Origin of the sequence: Geobacter hydrogenophilus (assembly GCF_018501225.1) — a bacterium.
Taxonomy (GTDB): domain Bacteria; phylum Desulfobacterota; class Desulfuromonadia; order Geobacterales; family Geobacteraceae; genus Geobacter; species Geobacter hydrogenophilus.
In genome coordinates this window covers 91,723-104,326 of the sequence record NZ_JAHCZI010000014.1, presented here as the reverse complement: position 1 = coordinate 104,326, position 12,604 = coordinate 91,723, and the positions used below count along the sequence as shown (strand labels likewise).

The window sequence follows — 12,604 nt, the reverse complement described above, 5'->3', positions numbered from 1 at the left end:
TCCCAGAAACCCACGACGGCATTCACCATGAGGAGGACGACGATGATTCCAAAATCCTCCCAGTGCCCCACGAGCGCCGAAAGCAGCGCCGCCGCCTCGATCATCCACGGGATAGGCCCCCAGAAGAAGGTGAGGAGTTTCCGGAAAGCGGAGAGATCCTTTTCTTGGAGCTCGTTGTAGCCGAACGTTTCGAGGCGCCGGGCAGCCTCGTCGGGGGAAAGTCCTTCGGGTGAAGAAGAGAGCCGGCCGAAGAGCTCGGCAAGGGGAATCGTTTGCAGCGGACGATCCCCGGTGGAGCGGTTGTCGTTTGCAGGGCTTTTGTCCATCCTTGCCAGTCCTTTCGGGTCACCGTGCGCACGTTCGGCTCGATGGATGAACTCACAGGCTTAAGGATATCCCTTCCCACTCCGCAGGCAACCGGAGTGGATACTTTTCTCGCAATGGTTCCGTGCTACACTTGTTGCAGGAGCGGCGTTCAAATTTACTGACAGGGGTGACTATCATGGAAGATTTCAGGCGAATTCTTGTGGTGAGCAGAATGACCACCTACTGCCAGGAGGCGGTTCACTGCGGCGTTTCCCTCGCGCGCAAGTTTGGTGCGGAACTTTTTATCATTCACGCAATTCACAATCCGTTCGGACTTGAAGGATGGAACCTCCCGATCGTCTCCCTCGAAAAGGAGTACGAGAAGATCACACGGCAGGCAAAGGAGGATCTGGACAGGATTCTGGCAAAGGAACGAAGCAATGGACTCCCAGTGACCGAGCTGATCAGGAAGGGGGAACCGACCAAGGAAATTCTGAAGGCCGTGGAGGAGTTGAATATCGATCTCCTGATCATGCTCTCCCACGAAGAGTGGCGCATCGAGCACTTCCTGTTCGGTCGAAGCAATGAGGAGATCGTTCGCAAGATGCCCTGCTCGGTTCTTCTTGTCAAAAAGGAACCACAGCCGGTGAAATGGTAGGAATATCTGGCCACAAAAATGGTATTAGCTAGATATATAAATTCCATTATTCATATTATGTGCTATAAACCTTGTCATTACTATGGAGGTCAACCATGAAGTTGCGGGTTGTCGTAATCGGAGCCAATGCCGCAGGGGCAAAGGCCGCAGCAAAGGCAAAAAGGATGAATCCCCATGCGGAGGTTACCCTGATCGATCGGGGGAATTTCATCTCCTATGGTGCCTGCGGCATTCCCTATTTCGTTTCGGATACTGTCGCTGATGTAAAAGAATTGATGAGTACCCCCGTCGGGGTGATTCGCGATGCGAACTTCTTCAAAAAGGTAAAGGGGGTTGACGTTATCACCGGAACCGAGGCGATTGGTATCGATCGGCAGACGAAAACGGTACAGCTGCTCGGGAATGAAGGTTCTAAATCGTTCTCCCTTGAGTATGACAGGCTGGTTCTGGCCACGGGGAGCTCACCGACACTCCCTCCCCTTAAAAACCGGGAGCTTGTTAATATTCTGACGGTCAAAGCCATTGAAGACGCTGAACTGCTGAAGGAGCAGGCCGTGGCGGGCAAGGCTGCGTGCATTGTCGGCGGTGGACTGATCGGACTGGAAACGGCGGAGGCATTGAAGAAGAAAGGAATGAAGGTCACCGTCGTAGAGATGCGCGATCAGCTTCTGCCGGGAGTTCTGGATCCCGAGATGGCAAGTTTAGTGGAAAAACATATCCGCCAGAATGATGTGGAAGTCATGACCTCGTGCCGAGTAATCGGCTTCGACGGCACCCTTGAGGTCCGTAAGGTTCTGACTGAGCGAGGCGAGGTGCCGGCTGACTTGGTCGTTCTTGCGCCGGGAGTTACACCAAACGCGAAGCTGGCTGCGGAGGCCGGGTTGGAGATCGGCGCTACCGGGGCAATCGCCGTTGATGCACGCATGCGGACCAGCGACCCTGCCATTTATGCCTGCGGCGACTGCTGCGAGACAACGCACCTGGTCACCGGCAGGAAAACCTACTTCCCCCTCGGCAGCACGGCCAACAAGCAGGGGCGGGTCGCCGGGATTAACGCCGCTGGGGGCGACGCGACCTTTGCCGGCATCCTCGGTACCAGCATCGTCAGGGTCTTCTCCATCAACGCCGGGAGGACCGGCCTCACCGAGACCGAGGCACGTGCCCAGGGATATGACATCGAAGCCGTCCTCTCTCCCGCCCCCGACAGGGCCCACTTCTTCCCTGGTGCGAAGCCGATCGCCCTGAAGCTTGTGGCAGAACGGTCTACCGGCAGGGTCCTCGGACTCCAAGCCGTTGGGGAAGGCGCCGTCGACAAGCGAGTGGACGCCGCAGCCGCGGCCATAACCTTTGGCGCCACCGCCGACCAGCTCTCCCATCTGGACCTTGCCTACGCCCCACCCTACTCCGCCGCCATGGACAACCTCATCGTGGCAGCCGACATCCTCAAGAACAAGCTTGCCGGCCACGCCAAGGGGATCTCTCCCCGGAAGGTGAAGCAGATGCTGGACGAGGGCGACGACTTCATTCTCCTCGACGTCCGCTCTCCGGCGGAGCATGCGGAAGTAGGCATCGAGGGGGCCACCCTTGTTCCCTTGGGAATCCTGCGGGAAAAACTGGAGGGGCTCCCCAGGGGAAGGGAAATTGTTGCCTTCTGCAAGGTCAGCCTGAGGGGGTACGAGGCCCAGAAGATCCTTGAGGCGGCAGGGTTCGAGAATGCCAAGTTCATGGACGGCGGCATCATGACGTGGCCCTACGAACTTCGGCGTGGTGCGCTGGCTAACGAGCCGGAAAAATAAACGGGGGGAGTGAATCCATGTGGAACGAACGTTACAGCCAGCCCGGCTTTGCGTACGGGACCGCGCCTAACGATTTTCTCGTATCAGTGACAGACATCATTCCTCTCGGAAAAATCCTGTCGTTGGCCGAAGGAGAAGGAAGGAATGCCGTCTATCTTGCATCCCGCGGCTATGATGTGGTTGCAGTCGACTCTTCGGGTGTCGGGATGGGTAAAGCCAAGCAATTTGCATTGGATTGTGGGGTCACCATCGCAACGGTCGTGGCAGACCTGCGTGATTTTCACATTGCGCCAGAAAGCTGGGAGGGGATTGTATCGATCTATTGCCACCTGCCTTCTGCAATTCGCGTCCCGCTCCACAAGTCTGTAGTGAATGGATTGAAATGCGGTGGGGTCTTCGTTCTCGAAGCTTTTAGCCTGCGTCAAATCGGTTATGGCACGGGTGGCCCGCAGTCTGAAGACATGCTGATGTCGCTCGATGCCTTGCGTCAGGAGTTGGCAGGCCTGCGGCTTATTCATGCCGTTGAAACAGAAAGGGAGGTTCTGGAAGGAAGACATCATACAGGGATGGCTTCCATAGTTCAGATAGTTGCAGTCAAAGACGACAGCTATCCCATAGACAGCAAGCCAAGCACGGTCCTTTCATAGCCGTTCGGCAAAGCCACAAGTCAGATCAATCCATGTGACGGGAGAGAAATGTGCAACCGAACATGGAATTGACATCCGGCCCAACGACAGGATCACCGCGTGGGGTTCCAAGGCCCGGGATAAAGATGGGGCTACCTATATCCTCACTCAAAGGATCGATAATCAGACAACAGGGGCTAAAGTTGTTCTTCGTAGTGAAACGGGGAGGCCAGCTTGGGCTGGCGGAGGGCGACAGGGGGGGAATCTTCACGTGGTCGCAGATAGAGGCGCGCCTGATCGGTTCTAAGACTCCAGCGAGTTTTAGAACACTTCAGAGAAGCACTTGCAATAGATCGTTATTCGGTATAAATATCGTCCTCATGAAAGGGCGGAGCATTTCTCTATTAGATAGAAGATTTTTTCTGCCGGTCATGCTGACCGTTTCCCTCTGTCTCGTCCTCTTGGGGATGAGGACATCTAACATAGCAAAATCCCATAAACCCAAGTCGCGGCCACGTGCCGTAATTGAAACTCAGATCAAAACGACACAGGCAGGTATTGAAAAGCACGGTCAGGCCATTGATCTTTGCTGGCAACCCGACCCTTTCAACGAACCAAAGCCTCATGTCTCAGCCTTCCATTTCGAAAACCGCAAGACCACTTCCCCTGTAGTCTGTTTCATTTCTGCCAGAGCACCCCCCAGAGCTTACGCCTGAACTTCTGATCTATCTACCCGTTGACGCATGGCATTTTCTGGGTTTCACCACCATGGCAGTAGGAGTGTGTGATATCTATTTGTGTCTTGCGCTCGATTTCTTGTCAGCGGATGCGGAGCATAATCCAGCTTTCTCGTTGATCCCATTCAGTTTTAGTAAGAATGGACGTCTTCGCGTGGTGATATTTTGACCTCTGCCTCCATTCGTTCAATTTAATACAGGAGAAGTATTGCTATGAGAATAATGTTGCGGCGTTTAGTGCTCTTAAGCATCGGGATACTTGTGGCGGCCGGTTGCGCCAAACAAGAGACGGTGAAGAAAGACGAGATGGTTCCTCCAATCGCATCCAGCAAGGCTGCTGAAGCGACTGTCGTCAAGCCGGCAGAACCGGAAGCTGGGATAAAAAAGCAACCGATTAAGGACGGTCAGATTGTCGGACAGGCCAAGGGTGATGTGGACCAAAAAACCAAGACAGAAGCTCAATTACAGGTTGCCCTGACAAAAATTTTCTTTGATTTCGATTCGTCCGAGCTTTCTCCCGCAGCCCGCGAAGCGCTGGTAAAAAACGCTGAATTGCTGAAACAGAATAATGGCTTCCAGGTGCGAATTGAAGGAAACAGTGATGAGCGTGGTTCAGACGAGTACAATCTTGCCCTTGGAGAGAGGAGGGCACAGGGGGCGCTGAAATATCTGATTACCCTGGGCGTTCCGGCCGCTCGTCTATCCACAATCAGCTACGGCGAGGAAAAACCTGCTGATCCGGGACACAGCGAAGCCGCATGGGCCAAAAACAGGCGGGATGATTTCACTGTCATTCTCAAGTAAAAGGTGCTGATGAGAAAGGGAGCCGACGATGGCTCCTTTTCTCTTATCGATCCAACAGTGAGTGCTGGATACTGCAAATGGGAGAAACAAATCAATCTGATTCGTTCGCTGTACGACTGGCCGAAGTTTATTGTCGAAGGATCACGGTTTGCGAAGTGATCAACTGTCAAATCAGCTCATAAACGATGAAGACGCAGATGAACAAATTCTTTTGATGGCTCCTGCTGGGACATTCTTTAACCCCATTCCGACAAACTCATGATGTTATTATTGGCAACAGTGTACCACCAGGTTGTTTGTCGGGAAAGATGGTGCGAGAGGAAGCTAAAGTTATGACAATATCAATAATTTGCATGGTGCTCGGACTATCCGCCGGCATTCTGAGCGGATTGGTTGGCATAGGCGGCGGGGTGAGTTAATTGAGCTGAACGGCGACTACCGGGGCGAGGGTGTTACGCACAACTGCCACCTGGAGGCCATTGTTCAGTGTGGCGCGGACAATTTCACTGGCAGTCGCTGACGGTATGGCGGCCAACGTGACAAGGAGCGCCGCTGTCGCAAAATGAAAACACCGAATGAGGGTTGTTTTCATACCGACTCCCGGCGATTCAGGCCTGTTTTTGCATGGCTCCTATTCCTTTTCCATTCAGACTTGTCGGAGCAGTCTGTTTATCTCATCTTTGATCTGGTCGTAACGATCCTCCCAAGCTTCATCGCTTTGCTCAGGCGCTCCTCTGAGCGATGTAACTTCTTTCCTGATCGCAGCGATTTCCTTTTGGGTCGCCTTGTCAATAAGGGCGTTTTTAATGGCTTTCTCCAGATAGGAGGAAGCCTTTTCTAGTTCTTCGACAGCCTTCGACTGCTCGTTTGTCGTTATCTGGTATGTCTCGGCAAAGGATACGTGCAGCTTTGCCTCAATGAGGTCGTCTTCGGCCCCCAGAGTAGTTTCAGACTCTTCCCATCGTGCGGCGAGGTATTCCGAATCCCGCTCCGCAAGGGCCTTAGTCTTCTCCCAGGTTGACTTGAGGGCAGCTTCGACGCCGTTCTCCCCCTTATGCACCTTCCGCTCAAGCTCGGCAATGCTACGGGAAAGTTTATCGGCTTCTTCTTTCCCCTTGGTGTTTCCTGTCTTGGCCGCCTGCCCGAGGTAAACCTTCCCCTGTTCGATGAAACTCCTCGCTTCAGCAGATTTCCCAGCCGCATAGGAGCGGGAAGCCTGCCAGAAACTCTTCAGGGCACCCCGAAGCGGCGACTCCGCGCTGAGCGCCTGAACTTTTTCTTCCGCTATCTTCAGGGCTTCATCGGCCTTTGCTCCCTCGTTTCGGGCGAGATATTCCCCAGCCTTTTCCACGAATTTCTCCGCCTTTGCCAGAGGGAGTTCCACCTCCACGACAACCAATTCGTTGGCTGCCAGGTGCAGTTCCCGTTGGGCACCCTTTTTCTCTCCTTTTTCCAGATACCTCTTGGCGTTGTCGATGTGCCGCTTTGCCTTATCCGTCGGGAAATACTCCTCTATCTCATGGAGAGCACTGTAGATGGGAGGGAAATCCTTCATCACCCTCGGCACGGTTTCGTACTCCAGATGTTTTCCGGCAACCCAGATGCTATCCTTTGCCACAGCAGTCGACAAGTTCGTCCGTATGGTCGTCATGAGACGTCTCGCCTCGTCCAGGTCCTGCCGTGCCATTTCCAGTTTCTCCTGATGAATGTCCGCTCGAGCCTGGACAATGGCGCGAAGCGCCATGACCGCAGTCCTGGAAATAACCTCTTCTTCCCGCTGGGTAATGCTCCGGTAAAGCCCGGACGCAGGGTCTGTTGCCGCTTCAGCGAAAGAGGATGGTGGGAAAAGCAGTGTGACCACCAGCTGTGCCAAGAGAAAAAGGTCTGATCTTTTCATGTTCTGCCGCTCCTTTCGTGACTTACTTACTCCCTGCGAGGCCCGTGCAACCTACGAAGCTTCCAGCGTCACGTAGAAAGTCTGCCCTCGCCGATTGAGCAGCAGGAGGACCGGTTGCCCCTTTCCTGCTTTCTCAAGGGCACTGCTCAGCTCTGCCAGGTTCCTAACCGGTTTGCGATTCACTTCCTTGATGAGGTCCCCCGCCTGGATACCCGCATCATCGGCGATGCTCCCCGGCTCCACCCCGGCAACAACAACTCCCGTCTTTTCCTTGATCCCGAGTTGCTGCCGCACCTTGGGGGTGATGTCGACAAACTTCATTCCAAAGTTTTGCGTCGGGGCCTCGGTCTGGGCGGCAATTTTTTGTTCCGTGAGTTCCTCGACCCTCACCCTGCAATGCACCTCTTTCCCTTCCCTGAGCACCGTGACATCCACCTCTTTGCCGACTGGCGTTTCTGCTACGATTCGTGGCAGTTCCATGGAATCCTTCACATTCTTACCGTCAAAGGAAAGAATGATATCCCCTCGCCTGATTCCCCCTTTGGCGGCCGGTCCCCCTTCCATGACGTCGGAAACGAGGGCCCCCTTCGCCTCCTTGAGGCCAAAGGAGGCGGCCAGGTCGGGGGTCACGGTCTGGATCGTAACGCCGAGCCATCCCCGCACCACTTTCCCCTTCTCCTGCAACTGCTTGAGCACCATCTTGGCCATGCTGCTCGGGATGGCAAAGCCCAGCCCCTGCCCGCCGGGAACGATGGCAGTGTTGATCCCAATCACCTCCCCTTTGAGGTTGACCAGCGGGCCGCCGCTGTTCCCCGGATTGATGGGAGCGTCGGTCTGGAGGAAATTGTCGTAGGGCCCGGAGCCGATCACTCTCCCGGTAGCACTGATGATCCCCTGGGTCACGGTGTGTTCGAGGCCGAAAGGGTTGCCCACGGCAAGCACCCAATCACCAACTCTCATTTTGTCGGAGTCGCCAAGGGGGAGAACAGGGAGATTCCTGAAGGGGGAGGATATCTTGATCAGCGCAAGATCGCTCTTGGAATCCCTTCCGATGACCTTGGCTTTGAATTCTCTGCCGTCAGAGAGCTTGACCTTTATCTCCTCGGCGTTATCCACCACGTGGTTGTTGGTGACAATGTACCCGTCCTTGTCGATGATGATCCCGGAGCCGAGGCTCTGCTGTTTCATCTCGCGGTCGGGCATGTCACCGAAAAAATTCTTGAAGAAATCGCCGAATGGCCCATTTTCCTCGGGGCCGAAAAAGTGCCTAAAGGGGTTGCCTGGTATTTTGACGGTTGATGTGGTGCTGATGTTCACCACGGCGGGTCTGATTTTTTCGGAGAGGTCAGCAAATGATTGGGGGAACCCGACGAACTCGGTCTTGCTCCTCCCGTCGCATCCCCCCAGGAAAATCAGCGAGATCAGGAGAAGAGCTATCAGCAGGGATATTTTGCCAGCGGATTTCAGCGTCCAATGCTTCATGGTGTTCCTCCTTGAACGAAAACCCATGGAGACCCTACGCCGTATCTCTATGTGAGATAGTCCCCCCACCATACTCGTGCATGAGGGATAAGCTACAAAAGTTTAACACGATTTAGTTGGGAGGAAAGTACGCCGCTCACAACTGTTGCCCATGGAACGAGAGGGATATCCTTAATTATGTATCGGGTCGAATACTCACAGACCAAGAGGCTCTAGATTGCGTTGCTCTTCACCATAGTCGTCATGTTCAGCCTCAACTCTAGGGCCCGGGCTGACAGGGGTGACTATCATGGACAGCCCGGCCCTACCACAAGGGGAAGAATATAGAAGCCAAGCTCTGCTACCAGGGACATACCCTGCTGGAGAATCGCAGTGGCCTCATTATCAGGACCAAGGTGACAACCGCAACCGGTTCCGGTGAACGCGACGCAGCAAAGGCCATGGTGCAGCAGTTGCCAAGGACGCCCGACGGATCACTCTAGGTAGGGACAAAGGCTACGACACAGAATCATTCGTCAAAGAGCAGCGTAGGCTCAAGATCACGCCGCACTTGGCCCAGAACACCACCAACAGGAGATCCTCCATAGACGGCAGAACCACCATACATCCGAACTACAAGGAGATTTGAAGGATATGGCTGGAAAAGCGGGAGAAGCTGCTACCGCTTTGCGTCGCGGGAGAGCCAAGTGTCTCAGTCGCTCCTTCCGAGAATGACGGGCATCCGGTCGTGGATGGGCCTGATGAGGCTGTTCGCGTTTGTGGTGAGGATGGTGCAGGTTTCGATGATCTCCGCTTCCGGGGATTTCCAGCTCTCCCAGAGGCCGGCGAAGATCATGGGACCGCCGTCCTTCATGCAGATATAGAGCGGCTGTCTCCTCCCCTTTTTATTTTCCCATTCGAAAAAGCCAGACGCAAAAACATGGCAGCGCCGGGAACGGAAGGCATGCAGGAAGGCGGGTTTCTCGTGGACCGTCTCGACCCAGGCATTGATCATGGGGTTGCCGACGGAGACATCCTTTGCCCACGGTGGAATGAGGCCCCAGCGAAGGTACGAAAGGTGCCTCTGGCCACCAGCGTCCTGGCGGACAACGGCCACCTGCTGGGTCGGGGCGATGTTGTAACGGGGCTGGATGCGCCCTTGCTCGATCTCGCCGATGACTTCGGCCAGCATTTCAGGGGGGAGAGCAAGGGTAAAGCGGCCGCACATAGGCTTTACTTGTTGATGCCGTTGCGAAGTATTGGGCTCGGCTTGAAGGAGAGCACGCGCGGGCCTCGATAGTAAGGTCCTCCCCTGTCTGAGGATTCCGGCCTCGTCGGTCGCCCTTCTTTTTCACCTCGAAACTTCCAAAGGCCGATATCTTCACCTTTTCGTCCTTCTCAAGGCCCTTCTTGATCACCTCGAGGAGAGCATCCACGAGCTCGGCGGACTCCTTTCTGGAAAGTTCGAGTCTGCCGGAGATGATTTCTGCGATGTCAGCTTTTGTCATGGGTTCCTCATGTAGTGGACAGTTCTAGCCCAAATTAAACCTTCTCCCCCTCCCCCATTACCTCCTCGTCGGGGACATATTCCATAATGTCGCCCACAGCGCAACTGAAATACCGGCACAGCTTGTCAATGTTATCGGTAGTCGTGTTGTAGCCTCGTGTTCCGGCAATCCGCGACAACGTCGGTTGTTTTATCCCCGTAGCCTCTGCAATACTCCCCAGAGTTATTCTTTTCCCCGCCCTGAACTCCTCGTTGGAGATCAATTCTTTCAATCGGAAGCGGATCATACACCCCCCATACCTAAAGTTTATCTTTCAAAGTCCAATCATAACAAGCATATCCATTCTCTTCAAACATAATTATTTCCACAATACATATTATTCTTGTCATGCATAATTATTCGTGGTATGATTACACCATAAAACAATACAGGAGGTTACTCATGGCAACTCAGACGTACATCACCACCGAGGAACTGGCAAGCAGACTCCACTACGAACCCCGCTACATCCGTGAATACCTCAAAGATTCGGTCCTCCTTGAGGGAATCCACTACATCCGACCGTTCGGTCGAAGGAAAATTCTGTTCATCTGGGAGACGATCGAACGGGACATGACAAAGGAGTCACGGGAGGAGATGCCGATGATTCCGCTGGCGAGAGGAGGGATTTGCCATGGGTAGTATCAGAATGAGAAAGGAAAATGGTCTGCTGATGTTCGACTTCCGGTACCAGGGAGCTCGATGCCGGGAGCAGACAACTCTACCTGACACCAAGGAGAACAGGAAGAACATGGAGAAGGTACTCAAACGGATCGAGGCCGAGATAACACTCGGGACCTTCGACTACGCGAGCTACTTCCCCAACTCACCGATGCTGCAGAAGTTCAGCGCAGAAGCTACTGACGGAGACGACCAGAGAAATGAGAACGGCTCGTCCCCACTGTTCAGGAAGTTTGCAGCAGAGTGGTACGAAGAAAACTGCGTACGATGGAAAAACTCCTACAGGAAGACAGTCATAACAAACATGAACCGGCACCTGCTCCCGGCGTTCGGCGAAAAAGAGGTCGGCCGCGTCACCAAGGCTGAGGTCCTTAAGTTCCGTTCCACACTCGGCAAAGTTGAAGACGGAAAGAAAGCGCTCTCAGCTGACCGGATCAATCATATCATGACGACATTACGCATGATATTGGCAGAAGCAGCCGACCGTTTTGAATTTACCACACCATGCATCGGAATAAAACAGCTCCGTGTCCCCAAGTCGGATGTCGACCCCTTCTCGCTAGAGGAAGTACTCAGGTTCATTGAGAACGTGAGGCCCGACTTCAAAAACTACTACACGGTCAGATTTTTCACCGGCATGCGGACGGCCGAAATCGACGGATTGAAATGGAAATTCGTTGACTTCGAGCGCCGGCAGATCCTCATCAGGGAAACCGTTGTCGACGGCCGGGATGACACAACCAAGACCCCGGAATCTGTCCGCACAATAGAAATGTCATCACTGGTTTACAAGGCCCTCAGGGAACAGCATACCGTTACCCGTGGTCTAAGCAAATACGTGTTCTGCACCCGAAACGGTTCCCCTCTCCAACATCGAAATATCACCAAAAGGGTCTGGACTCCTACCCTCCGCCGCCTGGGCATGAACCTCCGCCGACCCTACCAGACTCGCCATACAGCTGCCACCCTGTGGCTTGCCGCCGGCGAGAATCCCGAGTGGATAGCCCGCCAGATGGGGCATGTGAACACCAGGATGCTGTTCACCGTCTACTCAAGATTTGTCCCGAACATTACCCGCAATGATGGCTCCGCCATCGAGAGGCTCCTCGAATCCCGCATTCAGCCGGCAGTAACATATTCACAGCCGTAACAGCACATCGCAAGGAGAGAACAGCCATGACAAACATCGATACGACAAGAGTGACCTGGATAGATGAAAACCTCAAGATTACACACGATCAACTGACTCGTGAGGAAGCCCGGGACTGGCTCCGCTTCATGATGCGTGACAGAGAGTCGTTCCTTGCCAACGCCATATATGGTTTCGGTCGACGGCGCCAACTAGAACAGAATGCAACGGTCATCCCTGGTAACGAGGTTGGAGATTTCTGCAATGAATTCATCCTCAAGATCCAACTTGTGAACCGGAATCGCCGCCTGACCGTTTCCTTTCCCCTCTTTGAACTGGTCGGCAGGGATGTGCTCGTCAAGTTTGGCCTCATAGAGGGGCATGTAAACACGGATATCATCGGGAGTGCCGAATGAAAACCCAACTCGTCACCATGCACTGCGGCTGGCAAAATCCGGATGCGTCTTCAACCCAGCGTCACTGCAACCGCCAATGTTCGGGCTATTTTTCCCGGAATCTGCTGAGCAACCGCTGGAAAATCAAGCGTAAGCGTCAGGAAAAACCATATATCCCAAGCAGCAGCCCCCTGTGGGACAAAGCCAGTCATCACACGACAAAGGATGGGTATATCCAGTTGAGGGTTTATGACGCGACAACACGGCAACTCTATCAGCGCATGGAGCATATCGTCACCTGGGAACGACACCACGGTAGCCGGGTTCCTGACGGCTGCATCATCCACCACCGCGATGAAAATCGGGAGAACAACAGGGTAGATAACCTGTTGTGCATGTCCAGAGCAGCACATACAGAGATGCACGCCGAACTGAAACGGTTGAAAATGACGATTACTCCGGACGAGTACCTCGATCACCGTGAGAATATTATGCTCAAGTACCAGAGCGAGGTCTTTGTACCGGGTCCGCGGCACTGCTGATAAATAGTGAGAAAGGGGAAACACC

Annotated in this window: 14 protein-coding genes and 1 pseudogene; 9 read left to right on the top strand and 6 right to left on the bottom strand. The window is 54.0% G+C overall.

Annotation, left to right across the window (positions count from 1 at the left end; genetic code table 11):
- Positions 1-326, bottom strand: a 326-nt coding sequence (locus KI811_RS16655; protein ID WP_246551826.1) for a cation-transporting P-type ATPase, incomplete at its 3' end; no start/stop codon positions are given.
- A gap of 176 nt (positions 327-502) precedes the next feature.
- On the opposite strand from KI811_RS16655, the gene KI811_RS16650 reads away from it, so the two are divergent.
- From KI811_RS16650 to pal, 4 genes are all read left to right on the top strand, one after another.
- Complete coding sequence (locus KI811_RS16650; protein WP_214187596.1) at positions 503-964, top strand: universal stress protein; 462 nt, start codon at positions 503-505, stop codon at positions 962-964.
- Between the two features lie 95 nt (positions 965-1,059).
- Positions 1,060-2,760, top strand: a complete 1,701-nt coding sequence (locus tag KI811_RS16645) for an FAD-dependent oxidoreductase (RefSeq protein WP_214187595.1) — start codon at positions 1,060-1,062, stop codon at positions 2,758-2,760.
- Between the two features lie 17 nt (positions 2,761-2,777).
- On the top strand, positions 2,778-3,407 hold the full coding sequence (locus KI811_RS16640) for a class I SAM-dependent methyltransferase (protein ID WP_214187594.1): 630 nt from the start codon (positions 2,778-2,780) through the stop codon (positions 3,405-3,407).
- A 929-nt stretch (positions 3,408-4,336) separates the two neighbouring features.
- A complete protein-coding gene (pal, locus tag KI811_RS16635) occupies positions 4,337-4,927 on the top strand; it encodes a peptidoglycan-associated lipoprotein Pal (RefSeq protein WP_214187593.1) in 591 nt (196 codons plus the stop codon).
- 646 nt (positions 4,928-5,573) lie between these two features.
- On the opposite strand, the gene KI811_RS16630 is transcribed toward pal, so the two are convergent.
- Positions 5,574-6,824 carry a YfdX family protein gene (locus KI811_RS16630; RefSeq protein WP_214187592.1) on the bottom strand — a complete coding sequence of 417 codons (1,251 nt, stop codon included), beginning with the start codon at positions 6,822-6,824 and terminating at the stop codon, positions 5,574-5,576.
- 51 nt (positions 6,825-6,875) lie between these two features.
- Positions 6,876-8,306 carry a DegQ family serine endoprotease gene (locus tag KI811_RS16625; protein WP_214187591.1) on the bottom strand — a complete coding sequence of 477 codons (1,431 nt, stop codon included), beginning with the start codon at positions 8,304-8,306 and terminating at the stop codon, positions 6,876-6,878.
- Between the two features lie 296 nt (positions 8,307-8,602).
- Between KI811_RS16625 and KI811_RS16620 the strand changes: the two are divergent.
- Positions 8,603-8,922: pseudogene (locus KI811_RS16620) on the top strand (transposase); the annotation flags it as partial.
- A gap of 75 nt (positions 8,923-8,997) precedes the next feature.
- On the opposite strand, the gene KI811_RS16615 reads toward KI811_RS16620, so the two are convergent.
- Genes KI811_RS16615 through KI811_RS16605 form a run of 3 tightly spaced genes read right to left on the bottom strand, consistent with a single transcriptional unit; the run spans position 8,998 to position 10,079 of the window.
- Positions 8,998-9,513 (bottom strand): SOS response-associated peptidase, encoded by a 516-nt coding sequence (locus KI811_RS16615; RefSeq protein WP_214187590.1) that lies wholly within the window; start codon positions 9,511-9,513, stop codon positions 8,998-9,000.
- The gene (locus KI811_RS16610; protein ID WP_309298923.1) at positions 9,479-9,793 is read right to left on the bottom strand and encodes an integration host factor subunit alpha; all 315 of its coding nucleotides are present in this window, start codon (positions 9,791-9,793) and stop codon (positions 9,479-9,481) included. The genes KI811_RS16615 and KI811_RS16610 overlap by 35 nt, the downstream gene beginning before the upstream one ends.
- A gap of 34 nt (positions 9,794-9,827) precedes the next feature.
- Positions 9,828-10,079 carry a helix-turn-helix domain-containing protein gene (locus tag KI811_RS16605; protein ID WP_214187589.1) on the bottom strand — a complete coding sequence of 84 codons (252 nt, stop codon included), beginning with the start codon at positions 10,077-10,079 and terminating at the stop codon, positions 9,828-9,830.
- A 155-nt stretch (positions 10,080-10,234) separates the two neighbouring features.
- Between KI811_RS16605 and KI811_RS16600 the strand changes: the two genes are divergently transcribed.
- Genes KI811_RS16600 through KI811_RS16585 form a run of 4 tightly spaced genes read left to right on the top strand, consistent with a single transcriptional unit; the run spans position 10,235 to position 12,579 of the window.
- Positions 10,235-10,474 carry a hypothetical protein gene (locus KI811_RS16600; protein WP_214187588.1) on the top strand — a complete coding sequence of 80 codons (240 nt, stop codon included), beginning with the start codon at positions 10,235-10,237 and terminating at the stop codon, positions 10,472-10,474.
- Entirely contained in the window at positions 10,467-11,663 is a 1,197-nt protein-coding gene (locus KI811_RS16595) for an Arm DNA-binding domain-containing protein (RefSeq protein ID WP_214187587.1), read from the top strand. Before KI811_RS16600 ends, KI811_RS16595 begins: the two co-directional genes overlap by 8 nt.
- 26 nt (positions 11,664-11,689) lie before the next feature.
- On the top strand, positions 11,690-12,058 hold the full coding sequence (locus KI811_RS16590; RefSeq protein ID WP_214187586.1) for a hypothetical protein: 369 nt from the start codon (positions 11,690-11,692) through the stop codon (positions 12,056-12,058).
- Entirely contained in the window at positions 12,055-12,579 is a 525-nt protein-coding gene (locus tag KI811_RS16585; protein ID WP_214187585.1) for an HNH endonuclease signature motif containing protein, read from the top strand. Before KI811_RS16590 ends, KI811_RS16585 begins: the two co-directional genes overlap by 4 nt.
- The last annotated feature ends 25 nt before the right edge of the window (positions 12,580-12,604 follow it).